We start from the raw sequence: 25,614 nt of genomic DNA, 5'->3' as shown, positions 1-25,614 counted from the left end.
AACATCTCTACAAAATAGTTTAGCTTTTTCCATACCAAAAAGAAAGTAATTTGCGAGGTCCAACATCAGAACAATTCAGTTGTCATGGAGATGTCATTGAAAATGTATAATCAAACCATTTACAATGGACATAGTAAGACAGGATCTTAGCCCGCAAGAAAAGAGGGATTGCTGATATGAAGACCAAGCGTAAACCGCCCAGTCTGCAAAAGAAAAAGGATGAGGTGAACAAGAAAGCGATCGTATGGACCGCCATCAGCTTTGTTCTACTCATCATTGTGATTGTTCTGGTCATTGTTTTAGCACAAGCAGGAAATCGTTAATCAACAAGTAGCAGCGGCACCACAACGTTAATTTAGCCAGTGATAGGTTTTGCGGGGATTCGTCTGGTCGTGCTGCGGCTCACTCGTAAATCGGGAACCAGGTACAAGCACTTGATCAGGCAGTCCCCCGTTACCAATGACCACCTCCGTACCTGAAGGTACGAATGCAAACAATTCCTCCACGTCTTCCTTCCCCATGCGGACACAACCCAGTGACTCATTTTTGCCGATACTGTCTGGCTCGTTCGTACCATGGATAGCATAATTCGTTGCAGACAGTTGCATACCACGGCTACCAAACTCACCGTTGGATTTGCCGTTCGGATTTACGACTTTATCGGTAATCACAAATTTCCCTTCCGGTGTTCTTTCTCCGCCCAAACCGATGGGATAATTGCGAATAAGTATATTGCCGCTCACCAATGCTAGCCTGTGCTTGGATTTGTCTATCACAATTCGTAGCGGTTGCCCCAGAAAAGGACGCCCGTGCAATGACGATGCCAGCAATAGACTTTTCTCAGCCGCTGCGCCAGTGTTCTGATCTTTCCCTGTTCCCTGTCCTGGAGAAGCAAGTAAATTGCGCATAGGTGTAAAAGCCTTCTTCATCCCGTCAGTCGTACCGTACATCGTGTTATCGGGAAAATCTCGGGTCAGTTCCTCAAGACTCTGGGGAAGACGTTGATGCTGCGAGCGAAATGCACGCATGGCACTATTCAGCACAGCCAGTTCTTCCTGTCCGGCAGCCCATTTTAGACCTGATTTGCGGAGAGTTTCACTATCTGACGGCTTGCAAGCACATGCAGCGGCGTCGTAAGACTGAACAGCTAATCCGCCGTTTCCCTTGTTCTGTACACTAAGTAACGGCTTCATGCCTTCTCTCCAGATCAGCCACGCCCCGCTCTGCTCCATGCCCAGCACCGTGGTCTTGGACGGCATTTGACTCGTCTTTGCCAACATATCCGTAAGCGCTGTTCCAGCCCCACTTCCTTGCCTGGCTTGAGCCGTAAACACACCACCAACATAAGTCTCACCGTTCTGCGCCCTCTCCTTTGGATCTGCAGTAGCCACTTTTGCAACTTCGGCATGATCAATCGCTGCGTCCTCAGTTCCGGATGGAACGGATGCGCTCTCAGGTAAAGTGCTCGGTGAATTGGCTGAAGGGACCCAGATGAGCAGAAGTACCATTAACGCAGTTAGAAGGTGGCGTGTTCGAGCGGTTCTCCGCTCCTTCTCCTTGGACATCTGAACCAGTTTATCCTGATATTCCATCCATACGTCTGCCGGAATCTGTTTATGCTCAAAGGCTTCGAACACTTCCCCTGCACGATTGAAGCAATAATTTGCTTTGCCCTCCTGGCCGCTGCTTTCATACTCTTTACCGAGTAAATACCAGGCCATTTTATTATCAGGGTGCTTTTTTACATACGATTTAAGATGAGGCGAATGGTCCATCGGATCCTCCTGATCGTGTAATCTTGCTTACTATTATGTATATCGGTCACAATAGGTCTGATGGACAGCACATAAAAAAAACAGCACCGCCAGCATACTTTCACCGTTATACGGCGAAGGGTACTGGCGGTGCTGTGCCTGTCCAAAAAACTTACACTTAACCTTCTTTATTAAAAGGTTCGTCTGCAACTTTGATGGAATCTGTAGGGCAACCGTCACAAGCATCCTGCATATCATCAAACAGGTCTTCCGAGATCGCCTTGATGCCTTGGTTTGCATCCCCTTCAAAGATCACTTCAGCCAAACCTTCATCATCATAATCATAGATGTCTGGTGCTGTAGCGCCGCAGGCTCCGCAAGCAATGCATGTATCTTTTTCTACCCAAGTGTATTTAGCCATAACTTTTCTCTTCCTCCTATACAATCGAACAAACCAGCTTTTGCATTCTATTCACATATTAATACAAACCCAATATTATTACAAATTATTTTCCTTTATCCTTCATGCAAAAAACGCTTATAGCGTGTGTTACTGATACAACAATAACCCTCCCCGAAGTTCACTCTGGAGTGGGTAGATTGTCTTTTTGCAGCGAAGTTCCGCGCAACTTGGAATTACGAAGAAGTACCGAAGGATCATCTCCCAGCATCCCCGCAGTCAAAATCGCATTTTCACCAAACTTATCGCGCAGCGCATCCATCGTTTTCAGTAGACTTTCTTTTTTAGGCTGGTCCTGGTATTCAAATAGATCTAATTGAACAGCCGCTTCCTCCTTAGGAATGAGCTGTTGCAGCGTAATCCCCAACAAACGCACCGGCTTATCCTCTCCCCAATGGCGACGATACAATGCACAAGCTTCCTTATATATGTCTTCTGCACTTTCCGTAGGCGTACTCCTGACTTGAGAACGCGTAAAGGTCTTCATATCCGGGGTCCGAATCGTCAGTTGAATACCTCCTGCCAGCATACCGTGCCGTCGAAGCCGCCGGGCTACCTGATCACTAATGTTAAGCAGTACCCTTTGGGCTTCTTCGAGCTTTACTACATCCATAGGCAAGGTGGTGGTGTGCCCGATGGATTTGTTTGGCTCCCGCTCAGTGCTGACTGGAGAATGATTAATTCCGTTTGCCGCCAATTTTAACCAAGAACCCGTTACACCAAATATGCTAACCAGCATGTGTTCATCTGCCTTAGCCAGTTGCCCAATGGTACGAATGTTCATTTGTAGAAGCTTGTCTGCCGTTTTTCGGCCCACACCAAACAACTGCCCACATGGAAGGTTCCACAAAATGTTGGGTACATCACGCAAACGTAGAACAGATATCCCGCGTGGCTTTTTCAGATCAGAGGCCATTTTGGCCAGTAGTTTGTTGGGCGCTACCCCAATTGAACAAGGCAAGCCTAGCTCTTCTTCTACTCTACGCTGGATTTCCTCGGCAATATCCAAAGGTGTTCCAAACTGCTTGGAACCGGAAATATCTAGATAACATTCATCAATTGAAGTTGCTTCCAGCATAGGCGTATACGAGTAAGCAATACTCATAAATGCTTTGGAATAACGACGGTATAAATGAAAATCAGGCTGTATTACGATGAGCTGCGGACAAATCCGGCGAGCCTGCTGAACAACCATCCCTGTTGAAATGCCCAATCGTCGTGCTTCATAAGAGCAGGTTACAATTACACCCTTGCGCAGCTCACTGCTGCCTGCCACTGCGGTAGGCAATCCTTTATATTTTTCCGGCTCCTCCGCTGCATGAACGGAACAATAAAATGCGTTCATATCCACATGCAGAATAACTCGTCCACCAGCCGGATAATAAGCACTGACATCTTTCATGCTCAACCCTTCTTTTTAACTGTAATTCACTCGTTAGATCAGGAATATGTCCTTTGATTTTATACTCAGGTTACCCTTGAATGCTATTCCTATTTTACATAAAAAATATAGGTTTTGTGTTCAAAAAAGATAATTATATATTACATTTGAAGTCATTAGTTGTTATAATCGACTATCATACGAACACGATAAACTAACGCTTTCCTGTTTTTAAGCGTTAAACAACTAAATTAATGTGCTTAAAAAAGCAGAGCATCACCAATCTGAGCAATCCGCGAAGGAGGAGTCCCTCATGTCCACCGCTATTTCTATCTTTGACACAACGCTGCGAGACGGCACTCAAGGAGAAGGAATTAGCTTGTCTGCTGATGACAAATTGAAAATCGCCAAAAAACTCGATGATCTCGGTGTTCACTATATTGAAGGCGGGATTCCCGGGAGCAACAGCAAGGATATCGAATTTTTCAAACGGGTACAAGAGCTGAGGCTTCAGGCAAAAATTGTCGCCTTCGGTAGCACGCGCCGCAAAGATAGCATCGCAGCGCAAGATGTCAACCTGCAACGGATTCTGGAATCCGGCGCTCAGGCCGCTACTCTAGTCGGTAAATCATGGGATTTTCATGTACACACTGCTTTACAGACAACATTGGAGGAAAATCTGTCTATGATTTACGACTCCATCGCCTTTTTAAAGCAAGGGGGCATGGAGGTTATTTTTGATGCCGAGCATTTTTTTGACGGATATAAAAACAACCCCGAGTATGCACTCGCCGTTATGAAAAAAGCTGAGGAAGCAGGCGCGGATTGGCTCGTGATGTGTGATACCAACGGCGGTACCCTGCCACATGAAATACAGGAAATTGTTACTACGCTGCAAAGCCAGGTAACGAAGTCACAGTTGGGCATTCATACACACAATGACTGCGAATTGGCAGTAGCCAACTCACTAAGTGCTGTTCAAGCAGGTGCAAGGCAGGTCCAAGGCACCATCAACGGCTACGGTGAACGATGTGGTAACGCCAACCTCTGCTCCGTCATTCCGAACTTGCAGCTCAAACTGGGCTACGACTGTCTAGATCCCGAGAAGCTAAAACAACTCCACAATACAGCTCGCTTTGTGAGCGAAGTCGCCAACGTTAATCTGCCTGTAAACCAGCCTTATGTTGGCAATGCTGCTTTTGCCCATAAGGGAGGCATTCACGTGTCAGCTATTCTGCGCGACTCACGAACCTATGAGCATATCGCTCCCGAACTGGTGGGGAACAAGCAGCGGGTCTTGGTCTCCGAATTGGCCGGACAAAGCAACGTTGTGTCCAAGGCGCAAGAACTGGGCATCACCCTTGATCCGTCCAGTGATGAGGCACGTGGCGTCATTAGTCGTATCAAGGAGCTTGAGCATCAGGGATATCAGTTTGAAGGCGCGGATGCTTCGCTGGAATTGCTTATTCGTGAAGCTGGCGGTGAAGTAAAGGAAATGTTCTCATTTGAATCCTTTAAAGTGCTAGTGGAAAAAACAGCGGGCCGATCGGTCGTCTCCGAGGCCTTCTTAAAGTTGAATGTTGCAGGGACAAGTGTCTATACCGCAGCTGAAGGGAATGGTCCTGTCAATGCACTTGATAACGCACTCCGCAAGGCTCTTTCTCAATATTTCCCAGCCTTGCGGGACATGCATTTGGCTGACTATAAGGTGCGTGTGCTTGACGAAAAAGACGCCACTGCCGCCAAGGTACGCGTGCTCATTGAGTCCAAAAATTACGAGGACGTCTGGAGTAACGTAGGTGTATCTGAAAATGTTATTGAAGCGAGCTGGGAAGCTCTCTTGGACAGCTTCCGTTACGCATTGCTGGAAGCACCAACTCCAAAAAATGAACAAACAGAGCTTACTCATCACGGTTTAGTTAACCACTAATCAAGTACAAGCATGAGCTAATAAAGTGACTTTGGCGGTCTAATCGGCCCCTAAAGTCACTTTATTTTTTGAAGAGCTTCTATTTTACCCTCCAATTCCCGTTCACTGAGCATGCCGATTATGATTTCTCGTACCTGGCCATGATGGTCAATCATTACATGAGTTGGAAAAGCCGCTCCTCCAAATTGTTCAAAAAATGCTCCTTGTTCATCCAGTAAAATGGGGAATCGGAGGGCCAAAGAACGGGAAAACTTCTGCACATCCTCTAATCGATCATAGCGGGTTACATTGATGCCATACACATCTACAGCATGTTTGTATTTACTATACAATTCATTCAGCATAGGCGCTTCTAATCGGCACGGATCGCACCACGAAGCCCAAAAGCTAATGATCATCGCTTTATTTCGCGGAGCCCCTACATCGTAGGACTTGCCGTTTAATCCCTTTAAAATCATAGAAGGAAGCTGTTGCCCAGGTTTGATTCTTTTCATTACCTCTGCCGCATCTGATTCAGTCCCTACATTCTTCTCAATTTCATGCTCTTTTTCACCTTTGTACTTTTCTTCCAATGGTGCATTTCTCACGGGCAGGCTTGCTGCATTGACTGTGTTTGCAATAATTCCCCATGAAGCCCCGACCATAACCAATACCATTATTGCTCTGATGAAAAGAAATCTTTTCAAAGTCTTATCACCTACCTTTCATCTAAATGACCTTTATCCTTCCCCATAGGATGCCCATACTACTCCCACCTCTAACCTTCTACAAATCTGAACAGGACACAAAAAAACAGCAAACCCACGAAAATCGCGAACTTGCTGTTATTATGTGAGGTCAGATGTTATGCCTTGTACTGATCAAGCATGGCTTAAATGCGCGTAGATATCTGCCAAATTGGTCACATTACGCTTCAGCATTTCCTGAACATACGCCACCCATAGCTTAGCGGTCATCTTCGCATCCTCTAACGCATGATGCCGCCCTTCAATCGGAATGGATTGATAGGCCAACAATTCATCCAAACTATAGGTTTGGTGTTGCTGTGGCTCCAGCCATTTGGCGAGCATCATTGTGTCTAGTACACGGTGAGTTAACTGAACTTTAGATGTTTTCCATAGCGCAGCATTTAAAAAGGCCTTATCATGAGCGCTAGCATGCGCTACAAGCACCCGTCCACCTACAAAGGACATAAAGTCATGCAGTCCATTCATAAGCGGCGGAGCTTCATCCGTCATTTCCCGGGTAATCCCAGTTAGCTCAGTGATGTGTTTAGGAATATCAGTCCGCGGATTAACAAGCGTATAAAACTGCTCTTTTTCCATAATCACATCCCCGACTACCCGAATCGCTCCGAACGATAAAATCTCATCTCCATGCTGTGCCGAAAATCCCGTTGTCTCCAGATCAAAAACTACCGTCTCCAAACGCTCCAGCGGGGTACGCAATACTTCAGAACGCCGTTGTTCCCGTGTTAAGGACCGAATAAACGCCATCTGCTGAGCCGTAGGAGCCCCCATTACAGATGCGATTGCCGACGGCACTCCTCCTCTGCGGAGAGCACTCCAGAAGCCACCTCCCTGCGCCGGTTCCTTCATGACCTTCTCCCTTCCATAAATCGCAGCTGCCTTTGCAACGCACGATGCAGCCGTCGTACTGTCGAAAGAGCCTCGCGCAGCTCATGCCAGCCTTTCCCTTGCTTCAGCGGCTTGACGGCCAAATAGCCATTGCTGAGAAGCAATCCATCCTTCTCCTTCACTGGAGTAGCCATTCGAAGCTGAAGTGCGATCCGAAAGGCTCGCTCGCAAGCATCGAGTAAAGGTAATGGTGCCGCTTCAAGTGATGCGAGGCGCCTGAGCCTTTTCAAGGTAGAAGTTTCCTCTACACCATGTTGCAATGCCAAAAAACGGACGGCGTTCACCAACGGAATGTATAACCCATATTTCACATCAAAATCGCCTGCATGCTCACCGAATCGCTCGGTAACGATCTGACCTAAAATATTAAGTGTCGCTTTATGCCTTACCGTGTTCCTAAGTACTGCTGAAGGTAAATCGGGATGTTTTCGGAACAACTTATAAAAACTTCGCTTCCATTCTGCAGACAATTGCTGATCGCCTGCGATATGTCTCATATCAGACGAGATAATAAGATAACGAATCGGCTCCCAAGCAAAATCCTCCGACCATTTGGATAGCTGTTCTTGCCATCCAGACAATGTATGGCGCCACAATGGCTCCGAGCACATCACTTTCCCTTCGCATTTGGGATATCCCAAATACTCTAGCATCGCAGACACTCTGCGACCAAACTCGCTGAAATACAATTCTTTGTCAGCAGACACAAGGTCACTGATAATCATACCGTTATCCTGGTCACTCCACAGCGTCGATTCCGAGCGCCCCATGCTTCCGAAGGCTATAAATGCGTAAGGGACGGGAGGAGGCCCAAAGCCATCCTCAACCATCCCTTTTTCGCACATTTGTACAGCTCTGGCTGCGATGCGGTCATGCATTTTATTCACCGTTCGTAACCAGTCTGATAACGGAGCGGAGGCTTGGGAAGCCAGCAGCCATTTCTGAGAATCGATCCTGGCCTGCCTTAACGACTCAGGTGTGTCTGCATGATCAATCGCTTCGGCGGAACTCACCCAAGAGGCCATATTTTGCAGTTCCATACTTCCATCTCCTCCGCTCACCCATACTGGCTCTTTATATTTTACATATTAGCTGACAATTCCAGAACGCTTTTCAGCTTCGGTAACTAACTTCATTTGCTCTGGATAGCCGTACGTACCGTGTTCACTGATATCAAGTCCCATCGTTTCTTCCTCTTCCGTAACGCGAATCCCCATAATTGCTTTCATCGCACCCAGAATAATGAAGGAAATGACGAATACAAATGCCAAAGTACCAATTAGCCCAAGCAACTGTACTCCTAATTGCGTAAAACCACCACCATAGAACAGGCCCGCTTGACCTACACCTGTTATTTTTACGAGCTCAGGAGTAGCGAAAAACCCTGTGGATACCGCGCCCCACATCCCTGCAACGCCATGTACGGAGAAAGCATATACCGGGTCATCTACTCTCGCACGCTCAAACCATTGCGCTGTGAAGAATGTGACGATCCCTGCAACTGCGCCAATGACCAATGCCGCCCAAGGTGCTACAAAAGCACAAGAACCTGTAATGGCAACCAAGGCTGCCAGCACACCATTTAGCATAGCCGGAATATCTGCTTTTCCGTATACCATCCAAGATACGAGCAAAGCGAAAACTCCGCCTGCCGCCGCAGCAATATTTGTAGTCAGGGCTACATATCCAAAGAATCCGTCATTCATCGCAGAAACAGCACTACCTGGGTTAAATCCAAACCAGCCAAACCAGAGAATAATAACACCCAAGATAGAGTACACCTGATTATGACCAGGGATAATGTTCGGCTTGCCATCTTTATTAAACTTGCCCAGACGCGGTTTGAGCAGCAGCGTAGCGACGAGTGCCGCCGTAGCACCTGTCAAATGGACTACTGTTGAACCAGCGTAATCCTGCATTCCCAACTTTCCAAGCCAGCCACCGCCCCATACCCAGTGAGCTACAACTGGATAGATCACGATAGAGAACAAAATACCGAAAATAATGTATACACTTAATTTTGCACGCTCTGCCATCCCCCCGCATGCGATCGAAAGAGATACCGCAGCAAAAGCAAAGTGAAACAAAAACATAATCGTAATTGGAACATCCAAACCTGAAAGAGTATCAAACGATGCAGCAGCATCTGTCCCGCTCATGAAGAAACCCGTCAGCCCCATAAATCCGTTACCACCATCATTGCCGAAGCCGAAGCCAAATCCGAGAGCCCAGAAGGACAAAGCCGCAACACCCGTCGTGAGAATCGTTTTACCAGCGACATGACCCGCGTTCTTCATTCGTGTCGAGCCTGCCTCCAGCAATGCAAATCCCGCTTGCATGAAAAACACAAGTATAAATGCCAAGAACGTAAAGGCCGTGTTTAGTCCAGCTTGAAGTTGGATATTTGTGGGCCCGTCAGCAGCGAACGCACCTACAGGAAAAGCCAGAACCGTCAGCATGGCCAATAATACAACTAACCACTTTTTTCTCATGAAGACCACTCCCTCGAATGTTAGGTTTCTTTACATTTCGTGAAATTCTTATTGTCATTATAAGCAGAATACATGAAAGTTGACAAGATTTTTTTTATTATGTTAAAAAAATAAGCCTTTAAATCTTTCATGTCATATTTTCTGACTATATAAATAGCTCGTTTGTGTTCATAAAAAGCATAACGTTTGACTGTATGGTTGAGGATCATGTAAAATATCCTTTATAAACTCTCGGTTTAAGATGTTATTATTGAAGATTGAACGAAGAGCGCGAGGTGAAGACAGATGGGGATATGAAGCTATATCGAATTGGTGAACTAGCCAAAGCGGCTGGTGTCAGCGAACGAACGATTGATTATTACACTAAACTCGGTTTGATCACACCTGAAGAACGATCATTGAAAAATTATCGGCTTTATAATGGTGAAACCTTAAACAGGCTTGAACGTATTAACCAAATGAAACAAGAGAAGTATAGCCTCGAGGAAATCAGACAGACACTGATTAAATGGAACTCCGTTGCAGGAGAAGAGCACGTCACTGACAAACTAACGAGTCTAGAAATGCACATGCAGCGTCTAGAGCGTGAAGTCAATGAACTACAACCTCTTCTCGGACAGCTCAAGCCCGTCCAAGCTCGCAAGCTGCTTACCGGTCTTTTGCCACAAAGCGCTGCTTGTATTGAGGCTTTGAAGTATCTGTTGGAGCATAGTTCTATGATGTAGATACCCGAGCTAGTAGTATGAACAATAATGGAGGGTTGCTTTATGATGGGTATGTATATATTGATTATTCTTGCGTTCGGATTATCCTTATGGGCGCAATTTCGTGTAAAAGGTACGTTTAACAAATGGTCTGATGTTCCAAACGAAAATGGACTGACTGGTTATGATGCAGCTCGGCACATGCTGGATCGCAATGGCTTGCACGATGTGCCTATTGAGCCAGTACCTGGCGCGCTATCTGACCATTATGATCCGATACAACGAGTGGTGCGCTTGTCTGAGCCCGTTTATTACGAAAAATCCATTTCTGCGGTTGCTGTGGCTTGCCATGAAGTCGGTCATGCCATCCAACATAAAGAGCATTATCCTATGCTGGCACTTCGCCACCGGATTTTTCCGATCGTAAACTTTGCTTCCGGGATTGCACCATTTCTGCTGATTGCCGGTTTCTTATTTAGCTTTACGAACCTGATCGGTCTGGGTATTATCTTCTTCTCGGCTACTGTTGCTTTTCAATTAATTACATTGCCTGTTGAGTTTAATGCTTCTAATCGCGCACGGGAAATCATGGTTTCTGAAGGATTTATCCGTAGTGGTGAAGAACGTGGTATAGCTAAAGTTTTAAATGCTGCTGCATTGACCTATGTGGCTGCAGCTCTCGTTTCCTTGCTGGAACTGATCCGCCTAATCGGTATCTTTAATAGCCGGGATTAATCACTTGTATTGCAAAAAAGGTTGTTCCTCCACCAATGACGGTAGAGAAACAACCTTTTTTTCTTGATCTTAAGCCAATAAACTATACTTAGTAGCCTCAATCTGCTTTTGCCGTTTTGTTCGAAGTAGCAGCATTACCATGAAGGCCAAAATATTGCAATAGAAAAGTTCGGAACGATTTAGCAACTAATGGAAGCTTGTCATCTCTGCGATGAATCAAGCCAATCGTTCTTGTCACCTCTGGATCAACAATCGACACCCTTGCAGGTTGCAACGGGTTAGTCTGAAACAGCGCCATTTCAGGCAGAAGACTAACCCCCATACCTGCAGCTACTAATCCGCGAATCGTATCAGTCTCTTCGCCTTCAAAAGCAATATCCGGTGTAAATCCAGCCTCCAGACAGGCCTGCCAGACAATCGGGCGTAACGAATATCCATCTCTGAACAAGATGAATTTTTCTCCCTTAAGCTGGCTCAATGTGATGTGTTCGGCTGAAGCCAAAGGATGATTAGGCGGGAGAACTGCAAATAACTCCTCGGTTAACACCACATCCCCCTCGACATGGTCATGTCGATCTGGAAAAGGAGATACAAAAGCCAAATCCACCTCACCCGCTAACACATCACGAATTAAACTCGGGTACATTCCTTGTTTAAATCTGAATTTAACATTGGGATACCGCTTACGGAATTCAGCCACCACTGTAGGAATAAGATGAATCCCCAAACTGTGCGGAAAACCGATACGGATTTCGCCCCCCTCAGGGTCTAAAAACTCATGCACTTCCAAAACAGCCCGCTCCAGGTCTTTCATGATCGTTTCCACCCGTTTGCAAAATAGCTGTCCCACTGGCGTAAGCTGCAGATTGCGACCCTTTTGCATAAAAAGATTAACTCCCAGCTCTTCTTCAAGCTGATGAATTTGCCGACTTACCGCAGATTGCGCCACATGTAGCTCCTCGGCTGCCTGAGTGACATGTTCTTTTTGCGCTACTTTCATGAAGTATTGCAACTGTCGTAATTCCACTCCAATATTCGCTCCAATCTGTTTTTCAACATCCGAAAGAAGATGTCCATCGAACATCATCCTCTTTCTTACCCTGATAACTTACGATAAAACTGTCTTTAGTGACGTTTGCGCTGGCCAGTTAATCTAATCAATAATCCATAAAAGAAAAACCCACTGAGCAATCCCCCAAAGTGAGCGGTCCAGTTAATGTTCGCTACAGCAAAAGAAAACAGAATACCAAACCCAAGCAGCGTGTACAGCGTTTTGCGCGAAGCATCATCCATCAAGGAACGTTGGAATAAGGCAACGTACAGAAACGCCCCATAGATGCCATAAATCGCTCCTGAGGCTCCTACAGAGACTGTCGTTTCCGCCACCATGTTGTAATGCGCGATGGACAGTATGTTCCCTACAACACCTGTGACCAGATACAACAACACATATCTTAAGGACCCGAGCAAACGCTCCAGCGGAGGAGCGAAAACAAGTATTGCAAAGGAATTAAACAGAAGATGATCAAAGCCTGCATGTAAAAACATAGCTGACACATACCGCCATAGCTGGTCAGTGAATGGCGCCTCATTAATCAAAGCCCCATACCGGATCAGCGTCAAACTATTTTCCGATCCACCTTGCACGGTCAGTACAATAAACATCACAATATCGATAAGCAAAATCAGACAGGTTACCGGGTAAAACCGTAAATAACTTTTCCAGTTCTCATAACGTAAAAAAATCAAGGCAATCCTTCCTTCATGGGGTGTCTCCACCTTATTCAAATTGGACAATGTCTTTTATAAAAGATTATAATAGATTTCGGCAACGATAACCAATGCCAAAAACCAAAGGAGGCTATTACATATGGCACAAGAACGTACAGGAGTTGCTACTTTTAAAGGCAATCCTTTGACTCTCATAGGTCCTGAACTGAAAATTGGAGATCAGGCGCCTGATTTCAAATTACAGAAAGACTTATTGGAAGCAGCTACGCTTCAAGACTTTGCAGGCAAAGTCAAACTGATTAGCGTTGTCCCTTCTCTAGATACAGGCGTGTGTGACGCACAGACGCGACGTTTCAACCAGGAAGCAGACTCCCTGGGGGACCAAGTTGTGGTACTAACGGTCAGCGTGGATTTGCCTTTCGCTCAAGCTCGTTGGTGCGGTGCGGCTGGTATTGATCGCGTATTGACACTGTCCGACTACAAAGATCATTCCTTTGGTGAAACTTATGGTGTATTCATTAAGGAATTCCATTTGGATCATAGAGCTATTTTTGTCATTGACCAAAATGACAAAATCGCTTACGTAGAATACTTGAGCGAAATGGCCGAGCATCCTGACTATGATCAAGCGATTGCAGCCGTAAAAAAACTGGTCTAAATCAGGACCGAATATTAAAAAAGCGAGTGAAGGATTGCCTTCCTCGCTTTTTTCGATGTTTGTCTACCACATCACTGCTCCCACAACCTGCTACTACTGTACGACCTTATAAGCAGACAGCTTCTTGTCGATCATAGTGAACAGTTGCAAAATAATGCGGTAATTCGCACCCAAGTCCCCTAACGATCCACGTGAAGCAGAATAAATATCTACCGCACTTCGAACTGGCGAGACAGATAAAATCGAAACGGTAATGTCGACGGTTCTGCCGAACGCCGTTCGCTTCTCCAACGTAATCTCACCTACGGATGCTACCTCATGGAGTACCTTGTAGCCAGGAATCTTTTTCAAGATAGATGATACTTCTTCCCAAGCCTTGTCTCTCGATAAGTTATAATAGCGTGTCTTCATTTGGGGGTCCTTGACCCGGTCGCTTGTACCTTCTTGGCTGCGCACAATCCCTACCAGAGTCCTCTTCAACGACAAGACATTTCCTCCTTCACGATAATCGCTACCTATCATACGACACATCGGCTTCCTCTGCTGCAAGCGCTTTATAAAACACGATAAACAACCGAAATTGAGTCCGATCATGCCTGTGGTATGCGACCTTAGTACCTCATGTCTTAGTTTAACATTGTTGCATACAAAAAACACCCTGTTTCTGCATAAGCAGTACCAGAGTGTGTTCATTACATTATGGAGTACCCGCCGATGCCGTCCGACCATAGCGTCTTCTGAACCTGCTTTAGCAGGTGGGTGACCGCAGAATAAACTTTTGAAGTCCCCTTGTCAGCAATTGACAGGGCTTTTCAGCTATTCATTCGTATAGATCTCCCTAGACATTGTCATTGGTTCAAAACAACAAATGACCGTAACGTGCATCGCAGGATGTGACCTTATTATAGCGCTTCTCACTCAGAAAGTAAATGCTAGGAGAAATATGTTTTATTTTTAGAGGTTATCACTTTTCTTGTCTTCAATGGTTGCCTTTTCTTCGTCTTTCTGTTTCATTTTCTCCATTTGATCCTGCATTTTGAGGAAGGTTCCGTAAAAATTAAAAAAAGCGAACCAGGCAACTACACTGCCGATGAAGAATAAGAAAAGCACGGGATATTTAACTCCAATGTATATAACAACGGCGCTGCCGAGCATGGTGGAAAATACACGGAATGGTCGAATCAGCGTCAATAAAACCGCATTTTTAATAATTTGTCCGGTAGACATATGATAATGAGCTACCATCGAAAAGAAGTTAAACATAGACACAAGCAAAATAATGATGAGGATCAGCATGATAACACCCACGATTTGCAAGTTGCTGAGCTGTGTCATATATACAGTGTAATCCACATACATGACGACAAACAGTAACGTGTAAAAGATACCCCCAATCAGACTCTGCTTATAGTTCTCTTTATATCCTTTAAAGAAGGTACGAAACACGCCTGTATCGGTATCGCCCATCACCCATTTGCGAACCACTGAGAACAAAGCCGATGTTGCTGGAAATAAAGTAAGCGGTGCCAAAATAGCCATCGCCCAGTTCATTTGTAACGATTCATTCGCCAAATTCTGATTCATAACCAGTAATTTCAGTATGAGGCAGAATACAAAAGGCGATGAACATAACACCCACAACAAATTGCTAGCCGCCAGCCGGGTAATCCACTCGGTTAGGCGGTAAATCCCCCCCATAGCTCCTTTAAATTCCAATGTTAGTCTCTCCCTCCGCAAGCCTTGGCAGTTCCAAGACTTATGTTGCTATGCCTGTTAATTCCGGCTCTTGACTATATCATACCGTATTTCATCCCTAAAGCGCTAGTGAAATCCATACGTGGTCCATTAAAGCAAATCCCATAAAACTCATACTTACCAATCAAAAAAAGCCGAAGCTAGCATTAGCTTCGACTTTTTAATCATTTATTTCTTATTATTCAGAAGAGGAATCTTCACGTCTTGCAGGACGGCGAGTTTCGCCATTGCTGCTTGGGCGTGGTTTGCGATCTCCACTATAGCGGCTTCCAGAATCACGGTTATAGCCACCGCCTTCTTTGCCACGGTTGTAACCGCCGTATCCACCTTTACTGCCGCTACCGCCACGGTTGGAATTGTAGCCACCGTTGCTGCGTCCACTATAGTTGGAAGGCTTGCGTCCGCCAGAACGCACGTCTGGTTTACGACGTTTTGCACGGATCGGATCTTCCGGAGTCAGCTCAATAGATGCCTCTCTCTTCTCACCAGTCATCAGCTTCAGAGCAGCAGAGAGTAGTTGTACAGAATCATATTGCTCCAGCATTTGAATAGCCAAACCTTTGTACTCATTCAGCTCGCCTTTTTCTACAACCTCTAGAAGGCGTTCTGCGATGATACGTTGTTTGCCTTCCAGAGCTTCTGCCAACGTTGGAAGAGGCTTACGTGGAATGCGGTGACGGGTTACACGCTCAATGAAATGCAAATGGTCAATTTCACGAGGCGTTACGAATGACCAAGCTTCCCCTTCTTTACCTGCACGTCCCGTACGTCCGATACGGTGAACATAGCTCTCTGGATCTTGCGGAAGGTCAAAGTTCACAACGTGAGTTACGCCAGAAACGTCCAAACCACGGGCAGCAACGTCAGTCGCTACGAGTACGTCAATACTTCCGTCACGGAATTTACGCATAACAGCATCACGCTGGTTTTGAGACAAGTCACCATGCAAACCGTCTGCGGAATAACCACGTTTTTGCAGAGCTTCAGCCAGCTCGTCTACCCGGCGCTTAGTGCGACCGAATACGATAGCAAGTTCTGGGGATTCCATGTCGATCAAACGGCTTAATGCTTCAAATTTTTGACGCTCAGGAACTTCAATATAGGCTTGATCAATCAGCGGAGCACTAACTTGTTTAGGAATAACGGACACATGCTCAGGATCTTTAAGGAATTGCTCAGCCAATCTTTTAATGTTAGGAGGCATTGTAGCCGAGAACAGCATCGTTTGACGCTCGTCTGGAACCTGCTTCAGAATGGACTGAATATCTTCCATGAAGCCCATATCCAGCATTTCATCTGCTTCATCCAAAACAACGGTGTTCACGTCTTCTAGCTTAATGGTTTTACGATTAATATGATCAAGCAAACGTCCTGGTGTACCGATAATAATTTGAGGTTTCTTTTTCAAAGCGCGAATCTGGCGTACGATATCTTGTCCACCATAGATCGGCAAAGTGCGAAGACCTTTAAAGCGGGAGAGTTTTTCGATTTCTTCAGCCACTTGAATAGCAAGCTCGCGTGTTGGAGCCATAATCAGGGCTCTGATTTTTTCATCGTTCTTAGAAATTTTATTGATCATCGGAATACCAAACGCAGCAGTTTTACCAGTACCTGTTTGGGCTTGACCAATCATGTCTTTCCCTTGCAATGCAATCGGGATGGATTTGGATTGAATAGGTGTTGCTTCTTCAAACCCCAGCTCCGTAATCGCCTGAATTACCTTCGGTTCAAGATCAAATTCTGCAAATGTCGTCAAATTTATTCAAACTCCTTCATAATGGTGGATGTGGTGGACAATCCACAATGTTGTCTGTATTCTTAAGTAGCGATATTATTGTATAAGTTTTCCCCAATACAGTGACAGTTTATTTAACTCTATAACTGCATCTTTCTGTAATGAATTCGGGGAACCCTATCCGATACATCTTAAACGAATTTATCCTTTTTAAAACAGTTTAAATTTTAAGTGTTTCTCTGGACATAGGTCCCTACTCAAGAATATCCACATCGCATTATAGCACAGAACAATTCATGAATACCAGTAAGTTGCTTTCTGTATAATTAAAATGAGGTGAAAAAAAGTTGTTAAAAATAGTGTTAAACTGCTTAACTGTTATTCTTGGAGCCGCTGCCATAGCATGCGGTTTTAATCTGTTTCTCGTCCCACATCACTTACTGAGCGGGGGAGTAGCCGGACTTTCCATGCTAATTGGCTATTTCACAAAATTCGATATCAGCACCATGTATTTTATCATCAATATCCCAATGCTTATTGCAGGCTGGTTTATTTTAGGCAAGCGTTTTATTAGTCTGAGCATTCTATCGGTTATCGTTACCACGTGGATTTTGGCCTGGGTACCCGTACAATCTGTTGTGTCTGATCCCCTGCTGGCCTCTGTCTTTGGTGGGGTAATGGTCGGCGTTGGGGCGGGTATTTCCTTTCGGGTAGGAGGGTCTACGGGCGGTTTTGACATTATCGGCTCCATCGTTACCACATATCGTGACTTCCCCGTCGGAACTGTACTTGTGGGCATGAATGGACTGGTCATTCTCGCAGCAGGATATTTGAACGATGATTGGAATATTGCACTGGCTTCTATGTTATCCATTTTTGTGACTGGTAAAGTGTTGGATCAAATCTATGTAAGTCATACGAAGATCACCGTCTACATCATTACAGAACACACTGACCAGCTACTCAGCCGAATGTTGACCACGCCACGAGGTGTCAGCAAAATAAAAATTGAAGGTGCATTTTCACATACCGAAAAGGACATGCTGATGACTGTTACGACACGCTACGAGCTTGTTGAATTAAAACGCATCATTAAGGAAGTAGACCCTTCTGCTTTTGTCAATATTGTGGAAACGGTTGGAGTAATGGGTTCATTCCGCCGAAGATAAGCACAAACCCAAGTGTCAAAATACTGTTTTTGTGGTACACTATATGTGCGCTGTTCCCATAGTATATAAAGACCAGCTTTACCTGCTATTTCACAGGCACTTTGCTTTTCCGAATCGTATTGAATGATTCTTTTGGAATGATTCCGAGCAGGAAAGGGTGATTTTTGTGGAAATGGAAACGGTAAAACTGTCCGACATTGTCTTAAGATGGTACCCGGAAATGCTCCCTTCTCTCAAAAAGAATGAGCTAAACTCGATGATTGTGCTTCGAGACGGGTTGTCCATACTCAAGCCAACGGATGCGCTTGAAATTATTCAGTACAGTATTTGTGAGCACCAAGACAATAACTATCTTCAATAAATTTTTTTGCCAAGTGCCGCTTCTTCCGGTTGCATCCACAACCGTGAAGAGAGCGGCATTATTTATGCCTATTTACGGATTCATCGAGCGATAGTTAGGTTAATCATGTAAGACTATGCCTGATGATACCAGTATTGGTTACAAGCGTGTTGTTTTTTCGATCCATAACTTTACGTATAATCAGGTAAGCGCTATACATAAGGGAGAGAGTTAGGAAATGAATATGATTTGGGCAATTATGCTATTGGCAATGGGAATAGGCGGAAACGGGGGCCAGTCAGCCAACGCTCCAAATGTAAAAGATACGGTGGCAACGACAATCAGCAGTGCCATGATCCAGGCACAACACAGTAATACAAAGGTAGATGCCTCCAATCCGCCGGTTAAAATTGACCCACAGCCGACCACGCCAGCTATTAAAGGTATCTATGTCACAGCCTATAGCGCAGGCGGTTCACGTATAACTCAGCTACTCGAATTACTGGACAAGACAGAGCTCAATTCTATGGTTATCGATATTAAGGACGATGCAGGTTACATCACTTATCCAACGACCAACCCCGAGCTTCTGAAATTGGGCAAGCCGCAAAAATTCATTAAAGATATTTCCGGTTTGATGGACCGTTTGAAAAAACATAATGTCTATCCGATTGCTCGTATTGTTGTATTTAAGGATACGGTATTGGCCAACAAAAATCCTGAGATGTCCTTCCGCAATGCTGACGGCTCTGTTTGGAAAAACGGCAAGGGAGATGGGTTCGTCAATCCCTATAATAAAAAAGTATGGGATTATAATATCGCCATTGCCAAGGAAGCAGCAAAACTCGGGTTTAAGGAAATCCAATTTGACTATGTACGTTTCCCTGAAGGTTTTGAAAAAAGAGCAGACAAACTAAAATATACCAAATCCGATCAATCCCGCTCGGATACGGTCGCTGAATTCGTACAATATGCCCGTAAAGAGCTTGCTCCACTAGGTGTGAGAGTATCGGTAGATATTTTCGGATATGCCGCATCCGTTCCTGCTGCCGAGGGTATCGGACAGGATTTCACTAAAATTTCTGAAAATGTGGATGTCATTTCACCGATGGTTTATCCAAGTCACTATACAACAGGCTGGTTTGGTGTAAAGGACCCAGATAAAAACCCCTACCAGACGATCAAAGGCTCCATGGCCGATACACACAAAAAACTCGATCCTACAGGCAAGCTAAAGCCAATTATTCGTCCGTGGATTCAGGATTTTACCGCAAGTTGGTTAGGAAGCGGACATTATGCCAAGTATGGGAAAACACAAGTCGAGGACCAAATTCGCGCGCTTAAGGACATGAAGGTGGACGAATATTTACTCTGGAATGCCACTAACCGCTATACAAGCGGAGTAACCTACAAATAACTATCCTTCTGACTCCTCTTTTTTTATACGAATTTTAGAACTTATATCTTTATTATTAAAGACTGCCCCGTTGTTTGACGAACGGATGCAGTCTTTTTTATGGCTGTTCAATTGTTGTAGTATCCCTTACAATAAAATTTACATGTTATGATATGTACAAATAATCAAACCCTAGTAAATGAGGATAACAAAAATGCAATTGACTCTAACCATGGGACAGAAATGGAAGCAGCTTTTTTACATTTTGCTCCCTATTCTAATTACCCAGCTTGCACTATCTGCCATGACTTTTTTCGACACGAATATGTCGGGACACTTTTCCCCTGCCGATCTAGCTGGAGTAGCTATTGGGGTAAGCCTATGGGTCCCTGTACAAACAGGCCTTAATGGCATACTTATGGCTATTACCCCCATTGTATCCCAATTGGTGGGTGCACAACGAAAAGATAAAGTCTCCTACTATGTCATTCAGGCTCTTTGGCTGTCTCTCGCCCTATCCATCGTCGTTTTAATTGCTGGCATCATTTTGGTAAAGCCTATATTAAACGGTATGAATCTGGAATTGAGAGTTCATAATGTGGCTCTGTACTATCTTTGTGCGATGGCCTTTGGTGTTGTCCCTTTATTTGCCTACACTGTGCTCCGAAGCTTTATGGATGCATTAGGACAAACCCGTTTTACGATGTTAATCACGCTCATGTCATTGCCCATCAATGTTTTATTGAACTATCTGCTTATTTATGGTAACTGGGGTTTTCCCCGTTTGGGGGGTGTAGGCTCCGGGGTAGCAACGGCTACCACCTACTGGATTATTATGCTGGTCGCTGGTATTACTGCGCATCGGGGAAAAATATTTACCGAATACCGAATCTTTAGCAAAATATACGGGATTGCGGCCAGTGCTTTAAAAGAGCTTATCAAAATCGGGGTACCTATTGGATTTGCTATATTTTTTGAGACTGCCGTCTTTTCAGCTGTCACGCTCTTCATGAGCAGCTATAACACAGCTACCATAGCCGCTCATCAGGCAGCCATGAACTTTGCATCTACGCTGTATATGATTCCACTCAGTATTTGCATGGCACTTACGATTTTGGTCGGATTTGAAACAGGAGCTTCCCGTCCACGAGATGCCAAAACGTATAGCGTAATGGGCATTAGTAGCGCAGTAGGCCTATCATTGATTACAGCTATTATACTGCTTATCTGGGGTGAACAGGTCGCTCGACTTTACTCTACTGACCTGCAGGTCATTCAATTGGCCCAGCACTTTTTAATCTATGCGATTTTCTTTCAGATCTCTGATGCTGTCGCTACACCAACACAAGGAGCGCTACGCGGGTATAAAGATGTCAATCCGGCCTTTTTACTCACATTCCTGTCCTATTGGGTAATTGGGCTTCCTGTAGGGTATATACTCGCACGCTGGACCACGTGGGGACCTTACGGCTACTGGATTGGCTTGATTACAGGTCTGGCCGTAGGCGCCATTTTACTTCTCTGGCGTTTGGTAAGAGTGCAACATCGTTTTGCTGAACAAAAACAACACGCAAAGGCTACTTAGTCTTTGCGTGTTTCGATTACATATGCTACACCAGCAGTAATTCGTTTCTTCTCTACGATAGCCACTTCCTTTAACTCGGGGGGATATAAAAAGTGTCTCTCCACATGTTGATCCATTTCCTCAAATGCCTGTTCTTCATTCTCAGCAGCAAGAATGACAGTCAGAGCTCCTTCGGAACTGTCCACTTCCATTTTGAATAAATACATGCATGATTACCTCCTTTTCCTATTCAAAGCTAAAAAAATAGCGGATGACTCAGGTCATCCGCATAATTTTAATTTTCCCCATATCAGAGCCCATCTACTAAACGTAAAGGTTCTTATTATTGGGACAAACGCAGAGCCAACTCATAAAGCTCCATGTTGAAATCTTTTTTGGTGCTTACAACCTTGCCAATATCTGTAGCTACCAGCTTACCGTCGATCGTTCCGCAAGCTTTGTCAGATACACCCTCAATCAATTGACGAACAGCAAAGTCACCCAAACGGCTTGCCAGGTTGCGGTCAAACGCGGTTGGTGTACCTCCACGTTGAATGTGTCCAAGCACTGTAACACGAGGCTCATAATCCGGACAGTTTTCTTGGATTACTTTGGCTACTGTTTCGCCTTTGCCTACACCCTCAGCAACAATAATGATACTGTGGCGTTTGCCATGTTTGAAGTTTTGTTTCATCCGATCGGATACTTCATTCAGGTCAAATTCTACCTCAGGTACCAAGATCGTTTCTGCACCGGAAGCCAGACCCGCATGGAGAGCGATATCTCCACAATGGCGTCCCATAACTTCCACGATGGAAGAACGTTCATGGGAAGACATCGTATCACGCAGCTTGTTGATTGCGTCCACTACAATACTAACCGCCGTATCAAAACCAATAGTGTAGTCTGTGAAGGAAATATCATTATCAATTGTTCCTGGAAGACACATGGTTTTAATGCCTTGCTTGGTCAGTTTGTTAGCTCCTTGGTAAGAACCGTCCCCACCGATAACGACTACGCCGTCAATTCCACGATTACGCAAAATTTCAGCGCCACGCTTCTGTCCTTCTTCAGTCGTAAATTCCAGACATCTTGCAGATTGAAGTACAGTACCCCCACGTTGGATAATATCTCCGACGCTTCTCAGGTCCATTGGAAAAATATCATCGTTCAAAAGGCCTTGATATCCACGTTGAATCCCGAATACTTCCAGTCCAAAATACAACCCGCTACGCACGACGGCGCGAACTGCCGCGTTCATCCCTTGTGAATCTCCACCACTTGTTAATACTGCAATTTTCTTAACTGCTGTCATGATTTATGACCTCCTCAAAATAATCATATAAGCCTTCTTATCCATCGACTGTTTAATAAGAAAAACAAACGCATGAGCGGACTATTTTTCATTAAACGTCTCGAAACAGCGCGAACATCCTGCTGCTCACTAACTTTGGGGTCGGATAAATATAAAGCCAGCAATCCCTCGATAATCATCCGGTGAAAGGAGCTGGCAGGGACATCTGCAATATCAGCCCGCGCCCGATTCACAACGTAGGCGATCCGGTCCAGCATCATGTCGGTATCTTCATAATAATTGCAAAAGTTAAGATCTCCGCCCTTCCGGTCTTCGTCTTGATCGATTAGATAATCCAGCAAAATATGAAGACTGCACACATGTGGAAAATACGATGCATGTATTGAGGCAGCCCCCGCATCTGTGAGATGCCGGTCGCTGGCAGCAAGAAACAGCATAAAGACCCCCAGGGTTGAGCCAGTAGCCGCAGCAAACTCGTTCCAGCGCAGCTCGGGTGTACGATCTTTATGAATCGACCACCAGTCCAAAAGCGCTTGTTCCCGCAGCTCGGGTTTAATATGCTTGTATACTTGCAAATCCGTGTATAATCGCGCCAAATCCTGAACGTAAGGCATTGCCGCCTCATAGCCCGGAAGCCTGCTTACACAAGACTGACAGGTTGTCACCAGCCCGGTCAAATAACCGCCATCCTCCTGCTCACGACGCAACTCATAATAATTCACTGGCCTAGCCGTCGGATTAACCGCATCCAGCATCGACTGATGCAGCAACCTGAAATCATCCGGGTCCATCGACGTACTGCGATCACACAGGTTGTCCAGATAATCGCTAATCGTCTGGTACGCCACAATCAGTGGAATTAGCGTCTGCCGGTCAGACATATTGGCTGCAGCATAAACCGCTCCCCCCACGCAGTGAAACGTCTTCTCTGCTATGCTCGCAAGCGCCTGACTTCTCAGCTCAGGGTCCGGAATTTGTTCGGCCTTGCTCTTCCAGTTACTCAATTCTTGTTTCGTTTCAGGGAGAATGTGCTTGTACATTCGGCTCATTAGACCTATGGGGCCTCTCGGTACTTGATAACGTCCTTGCTCAACATAACTCAAATGACGGTGCCTCCACATTGTTGTCTACGTAATTATACCTATCCAAACCATATTCATTATAATATGATCGACCTTTTAGCACAAATGAACAACCTCACTTTTTTCTTTACTATTCAAGAAAAATGAGCTCTTCTCACAAAAACGCTTTGTAGCCGTGCCACTGAATTAGCCAAAAATAACAGTCAAACTAGATCCACCCTTATAAAACTTTAATCGCAAATAGTAGAATTGTCCTATCTATCCCTTGTCCTCGGCCAGCTTCATGCCTTGGTTTCCCTCTCCCATGCTAGCCTGCTTCCATTTTCCGAAAACGTAATAGAAAATAACTGCTACGGCGGAGATCGTAAAACCAATAGGAAAGCTCCACCATACAGCATCCAGCCCATACTCATCGACAAATGCATAGGCCAAAGGTATACGAATGCCCCATAATGAAATAATGGTAATGAACAGCGGCACCATTACAGAGCCCGTAGATCGAACAACCCCTGTAATGACATTGGTAATACCGAATATAACAAAAGACCACAAGGTGATCAGATTAATCTGCATACCCAGTTCCAATGCCCCTCCCGTAGAAGGAAGAAACATCAGTAAGGCTTGACGGTTAAATACGTAAATGAATATTACAGCCCCACCAGTCAATACAAAATTATACACAATCCCAATCCAGGTTGTCCTACGCACTCGATCCCAGCGTCCGGCTCCGATATTTTGAGCGGCGAAGGAAGATACGGCTGCACCTAACGCCATGGCCGGCATCTGCACATAGCTGGACAAATTGTTAGCTGCTGTATAGGCTGCCGCTGCGACTGTCCCGTAGCCGTTGATCAGGTTCATTAAAGCAATCGCACTGGTGGAGACAGCAATCATCTGCAGTCCCATCGGGACTCCTTTACGAATAAGAGTCCAAATAATCTTCCAATCAAATTGAAGTAAGTGAAGCTCTGAAGATGTAATGCGCAGAAAGTATTTTACACGATATAGGTAAATGAGAATCAATACAAAGCTGATCCCTTGAGCAATCAGGGTAGCTGTGGCGGAGCCTCCGATGCCCATAGCAGGGATCGGCCCCCATCCGAATATGAGTAGTGGGTTGAGTAAAACATCCAGTACGACGGAAACGAGCAGAAAATAAAATGGTGTTTTGGAATCTCCAGCCCCTCTCATTACGGTCATGATGTAGTTATATCCGTACAAAAAGGGCATACCCGCGAAAATAATGCGCGTATAGGTGATCGCCATATCGACTGATTCGGCAGGCGTATTGAGCACATGAAGAATCCAAGGTGAGCCCAAAAACCCAATAATACCTATAGCAAAAGCAAGCACCAGGAAAAAGACAGCGCTTGTACCTACTACACGCTTCGTTTCTGCAATGTCACCCGCTCCGATATGTTGTCCAATCAGAATAGTGGCCGCCATGGTGACTCCAAAAATCGAGCTGATCAGAAAGAACATTATAATATTTCCATTCGAAGCGGCAGTCAATGCGGCTTCTCCCAGAAACTTCCCAACCCAGATTGAATTAATCGTTCCATTCAAGGATTGCAAAATGTTTCCGAACAGCATCGGCAAAGAGAACATAAACAGTGTTTTGGCAATAGGGCCTTCAATCAGGGAAGGATTACGATTAGCCTCTGCTGCACTCATTTTCTCAGCTCCCTCAACTTAAGATAACTCACGCTTAGTTTTATTACGTATAATACCCTATTCCGGCCCAACCTTCTCATATCATAAACGTTTTTACGCAAA

Annotated in this window: 25 protein-coding genes and 1 other RNA gene; 9 read left to right on the top strand and 17 right to left on the bottom strand. The window is 45.1% G+C overall.

The window, feature by feature from the left end; all coding sequences use genetic code 11:
- The first annotated feature begins 176 nt into the window (after positions 1–176).
- Positions 177–323, top strand: coding sequence for a hypothetical protein (locus tag HFE01_RS04320; protein ID WP_016819743.1), 147 nt, complete (start codon positions 177–179; stop codon positions 321–323).
- Positions 324–350: 27 nt separating this feature from the next.
- Here HFE01_RS04320 and HFE01_RS04315 read toward each other — a convergent pair whose 3' ends face one another.
- The 3 genes from HFE01_RS04315 to HFE01_RS04305 all read right to left on the bottom strand — a co-directional run bounded on the left by HFE01_RS04315 (position 351) and on the right by HFE01_RS04305 (position 3,616).
- Complete coding sequence (locus HFE01_RS04315; protein WP_025364569.1) at positions 351–1,775, bottom strand: L,D-transpeptidase; 1,425 nt, start codon at positions 1,773–1,775, stop codon at positions 351–353.
- 157 nt (positions 1,776–1,932) lie between these two features.
- Positions 1,933–2,175, bottom strand: a complete 243-nt coding sequence (locus HFE01_RS04310; RefSeq protein ID WP_013309730.1) for a ferredoxin — start codon at positions 2,173–2,175, stop codon at positions 1,933–1,935.
- A gap of 160 nt (positions 2,176–2,335) precedes the next feature.
- Positions 2,336–3,616, bottom strand: coding sequence for a DNA polymerase IV (locus tag HFE01_RS04305; RefSeq protein WP_107734311.1), 1,281 nt, complete (start codon positions 3,614–3,616; stop codon positions 2,336–2,338).
- 292 nt (positions 3,617–3,908) lie between these two features.
- Between HFE01_RS04305 and cimA the strand changes: the two genes are divergently transcribed.
- On the top strand, positions 3,909–5,525 hold the full coding sequence (gene cimA, locus HFE01_RS04300; RefSeq protein ID WP_107734312.1) for a citramalate synthase: 1,617 nt from the start codon (positions 3,909–3,911) through the stop codon (positions 5,523–5,525).
- Positions 5,526–5,581: 56 nt separating this feature from the next.
- Here the strand turns inward: cimA and HFE01_RS04295 are convergent, their stop codons facing one another.
- From HFE01_RS04295 to HFE01_RS04280, 4 genes are all read right to left on the bottom strand, one after another.
- The gene (locus tag HFE01_RS04295; protein ID WP_107734313.1) at positions 5,582–6,211 is read right to left on the bottom strand and encodes a TlpA family protein disulfide reductase; all 630 of its coding nucleotides are present in this window, start codon (positions 6,209–6,211) and stop codon (positions 5,582–5,584) included.
- Positions 6,212–6,385: 174 nt separating this feature from the next.
- A complete protein-coding gene (locus HFE01_RS04290; protein ID WP_107734314.1) occupies positions 6,386–7,123 on the bottom strand; it encodes an exonuclease domain-containing protein in 738 nt (245 codons plus the stop codon).
- Entirely contained in the window at positions 7,120–8,202 is a 1,083-nt protein-coding gene (locus tag HFE01_RS04285; protein ID WP_107734315.1) for a DUF294 nucleotidyltransferase-like domain-containing protein, read from the bottom strand. The genes HFE01_RS04290 and HFE01_RS04285 overlap by 4 nt, the downstream gene beginning before the upstream one ends.
- Before the next feature lie 48 nt (positions 8,203–8,250).
- Complete coding sequence (locus tag HFE01_RS04280) at positions 8,251–9,654, bottom strand: ammonium transporter (protein ID WP_017425837.1); 1,404 nt, start codon at positions 9,652–9,654, stop codon at positions 8,251–8,253.
- A gap of 293 nt (positions 9,655–9,947) precedes the next feature.
- On the opposite strand from HFE01_RS04280, the gene HFE01_RS04275 reads away from it, so the two are divergent.
- Positions 9,948–10,379: a MerR family transcriptional regulator gene (locus HFE01_RS04275; RefSeq protein WP_043886097.1), complete on the top strand. Its 432-nt coding sequence runs from the start codon at positions 9,948–9,950 to the stop codon at positions 10,377–10,379.
- 42 nt (positions 10,380–10,421) lie between these two features.
- Positions 10,422–11,093 (top strand): zinc metallopeptidase, encoded by a 672-nt coding sequence (locus HFE01_RS04270; protein WP_107734316.1) that lies wholly within the window; start codon positions 10,422–10,424, stop codon positions 11,091–11,093.
- Between the two features lie 97 nt (positions 11,094–11,190).
- Here the strand turns inward: HFE01_RS04270 and gltC are convergent, their stop codons facing one another.
- Together gltC and HFE01_RS04260 are read right to left on the bottom strand one after the other, a co-directional pair.
- A complete protein-coding gene (gene gltC, locus HFE01_RS04265) occupies positions 11,191–12,120 on the bottom strand; it encodes a glutamate biosynthesis transcriptional regulator GltC (protein ID WP_025364562.1) in 930 nt (309 codons plus the stop codon).
- A 98-nt stretch (positions 12,121–12,218) separates the two neighbouring features.
- Positions 12,219–12,842, bottom strand: a complete 624-nt coding sequence (locus tag HFE01_RS04260; RefSeq protein WP_107734317.1) for a rhomboid family intramembrane serine protease — start codon at positions 12,840–12,842, stop codon at positions 12,219–12,221.
- A 121-nt stretch (positions 12,843–12,963) separates the two neighbouring features.
- On the opposite strand from HFE01_RS04260, the gene tpx reads away from it, so the two are divergent.
- On the top strand, positions 12,964–13,482 hold the full coding sequence (gene tpx / locus HFE01_RS04255) for a thiol peroxidase (protein ID WP_107734318.1): 519 nt from the start codon (positions 12,964–12,966) through the stop codon (positions 13,480–13,482).
- Between the two features lie 93 nt (positions 13,483–13,575).
- Here the strand turns inward: tpx and HFE01_RS04250 are convergent, their stop codons facing one another.
- The 4 genes from HFE01_RS04250 to cshA all read right to left on the bottom strand — a co-directional run bounded on the left by HFE01_RS04250 (position 13,576) and on the right by cshA (position 16,993).
- Positions 13,576–13,968 carry a DUF1499 domain-containing protein gene (locus tag HFE01_RS04250; RefSeq protein WP_039277012.1) on the bottom strand — a complete coding sequence of 131 codons (393 nt, stop codon included), beginning with the start codon at positions 13,966–13,968 and terminating at the stop codon, positions 13,576–13,578.
- Between the two features lie 215 nt (positions 13,969–14,183).
- Positions 14,184–14,378: non-coding RNA, 6S RNA (gene ssrS, locus HFE01_RS04245), on the bottom strand.
- Positions 14,379–14,436: 58 nt separating this feature from the next.
- Entirely contained in the window at positions 14,437–15,198 is a 762-nt protein-coding gene (locus HFE01_RS04240) for a YesL family protein (RefSeq protein ID WP_016819729.1), read from the bottom strand.
- A 217-nt stretch (positions 15,199–15,415) separates the two neighbouring features.
- Positions 15,416–16,993, bottom strand: a complete 1,578-nt coding sequence (cshA, locus tag HFE01_RS04235) for a degradosome RNA helicase CshA (protein ID WP_013370492.1) — start codon at positions 16,991–16,993, stop codon at positions 15,416–15,418.
- A 326-nt stretch (positions 16,994–17,319) separates the two neighbouring features.
- On the opposite strand from cshA, the gene HFE01_RS04230 reads away from it, so the two are divergent.
- The 4 genes from HFE01_RS04230 to HFE01_RS04215 all read left to right on the top strand — a co-directional run bounded on the left by HFE01_RS04230 (position 17,320) and on the right by HFE01_RS04215 (position 21,462).
- Positions 17,320–18,141 carry a YitT family protein gene (locus tag HFE01_RS04230; protein WP_016819728.1) on the top strand — a complete coding sequence of 274 codons (822 nt, stop codon included), beginning with the start codon at positions 17,320–17,322 and terminating at the stop codon, positions 18,139–18,141.
- Between the two features lie 172 nt (positions 18,142–18,313).
- Complete coding sequence (locus HFE01_RS04225) at positions 18,314–18,502, top strand: hypothetical protein (protein WP_014599634.1); 189 nt, start codon at positions 18,314–18,316, stop codon at positions 18,500–18,502.
- A 217-nt stretch (positions 18,503–18,719) separates the two neighbouring features.
- A complete protein-coding gene (locus HFE01_RS04220) occupies positions 18,720–19,898 on the top strand; it encodes a putative glycoside hydrolase (protein WP_107734319.1) in 1,179 nt (392 codons plus the stop codon).
- Positions 19,899–20,091: 193 nt separating this feature from the next.
- Positions 20,092–21,462, top strand: coding sequence for an MATE family efflux transporter (locus HFE01_RS04215; protein ID WP_107734320.1), 1,371 nt, complete (start codon positions 20,092–20,094; stop codon positions 21,460–21,462).
- Here HFE01_RS04215 and HFE01_RS04210 read toward each other — a convergent pair.
- The 4 genes from HFE01_RS04210 to HFE01_RS04195 all read right to left on the bottom strand — a co-directional run bounded on the left by HFE01_RS04210 (position 21,459) and on the right by HFE01_RS04195 (position 25,512).
- On the bottom strand, positions 21,459–21,668 hold the full coding sequence (locus HFE01_RS04210; RefSeq protein WP_017425844.1) for a DUF3906 family protein: 210 nt from the start codon (positions 21,666–21,668) through the stop codon (positions 21,459–21,461). The two genes, HFE01_RS04215 and HFE01_RS04210, sit on opposite strands and share 4 nt — an antisense overlap.
- Positions 21,669–21,784: 116 nt before the next feature.
- Entirely contained in the window at positions 21,785–22,756 is a 972-nt protein-coding gene (gene pfkA, locus HFE01_RS04205) for a 6-phosphofructokinase (RefSeq protein ID WP_016819724.1), read from the bottom strand.
- A 23-nt stretch (positions 22,757–22,779) separates the two neighbouring features.
- On the bottom strand, positions 22,780–23,859 hold the full coding sequence (locus HFE01_RS04200) for a tetraprenyl-beta-curcumene synthase family protein (protein ID WP_016819723.1): 1,080 nt from the start codon (positions 23,857–23,859) through the stop codon (positions 22,780–22,782).
- A 237-nt stretch (positions 23,860–24,096) separates the two neighbouring features.
- Positions 24,097–25,512 (bottom strand): MATE family efflux transporter, encoded by a 1,416-nt coding sequence (locus tag HFE01_RS04195; protein ID WP_019686905.1) that lies wholly within the window; start codon positions 25,510–25,512, stop codon positions 24,097–24,099.
- Between the last annotated feature and the right edge of the window lie 102 nt (positions 25,513–25,614).

The sequence above is a fragment of the Paenibacillus sp. EKM10P genome, from assembly GCF_011800655.1.
Taxonomy (GTDB): domain Bacteria; phylum Bacillota; class Bacilli; order Paenibacillales; family Paenibacillaceae; genus Paenibacillus; species Paenibacillus polymyxa.
The sequence above is the reverse complement of the archived record's forward strand: the minus strand, read 5'-3'. Positions and strand labels throughout refer to the sequence as shown.

Bases quoted from the DNA above. Each gene is read 5' to 3' on its own strand.
- HFE01_RS04310 (WP_013309730.1), bottom strand. From the start codon at position 2,175: ATGGCTAAATACACTTGGGTAGAAAAAGATACATGCATTGCTTGCGGA.
- HFE01_RS04320 (WP_016819743.1), top strand. From the start codon at position 177: ATGAAGACCAAGCGTAAACCGCCCAGTCTGCAAAAGAAAAAGGATGAG.
- cimA (WP_107734312.1), top strand. From the start codon at position 3,909: ATGTCCACCGCTATTTCTATCTTTGACACAACGCTGCGAGACGGCACT.
- HFE01_RS04220 (WP_107734319.1), top strand. From the start codon at position 18,720: ATGAATATGATTTGGGCAATTATGCTATTGGCAATGGGAATAGGCGGA.
- HFE01_RS04225 (WP_014599634.1), top strand. From the start codon at position 18,314: ATGGAAACGGTAAAACTGTCCGACATTGTCTTAAGATGGTACCCGGAA.
- HFE01_RS04290 (WP_107734314.1), bottom strand. From the start codon at position 7,123: ATGAAGGAACCGGCGCAGGGAGGTGGCTTCTGGAGTGCTCTCCGCAGA.
- HFE01_RS04215 (WP_107734320.1), top strand. From the start codon at position 20,092: ATGCAATTGACTCTAACCATGGGACAGAAATGGAAGCAGCTTTTTTAC.
- HFE01_RS04210 (WP_017425844.1), bottom strand. From the start codon at position 21,668: ATGTATTTATTCAAAATGGAAGTGGACAGTTCCGAAGGAGCTCTGACT.
- HFE01_RS04195 (WP_019686905.1), bottom strand. From the start codon at position 25,512: ATGAGTGCAGCAGAGGCTAATCGTAATCCTTCCCTGATTGAAGGCCCT.
- HFE01_RS04305 (WP_107734311.1), bottom strand. From the start codon at position 3,616: ATGAAAGATGTCAGTGCTTATTATCCGGCTGGTGGACGAGTTATTCTG.
- pfkA (WP_016819724.1), bottom strand. From the start codon at position 22,756: ATGACAGCAGTTAAGAAAATTGCAGTATTAACAAGTGGTGGAGATTCA.
- HFE01_RS04275 (WP_043886097.1), top strand. From the start codon at position 9,948: ATGAAGCTATATCGAATTGGTGAACTAGCCAAAGCGGCTGGTGTCAGC.
- tpx (WP_107734318.1), top strand. From the start codon at position 12,964: ATGGCACAAGAACGTACAGGAGTTGCTACTTTTAAAGGCAATCCTTTG.
- HFE01_RS04270 (WP_107734316.1), top strand. From the start codon at position 10,422: ATGATGGGTATGTATATATTGATTATTCTTGCGTTCGGATTATCCTTA.
- HFE01_RS04315 (WP_025364569.1), bottom strand. From the start codon at position 1,775: ATGGACCATTCGCCTCATCTTAAATCGTATGTAAAAAAGCACCCTGAT.
- HFE01_RS04280 (WP_017425837.1), bottom strand. From the start codon at position 9,654: ATGAGAAAAAAGTGGTTAGTTGTATTATTGGCCATGCTGACGGTTCTG.
- HFE01_RS04285 (WP_107734315.1), bottom strand. From the start codon at position 8,202: ATGGAACTGCAAAATATGGCCTCTTGGGTGAGTTCCGCCGAAGCGATT.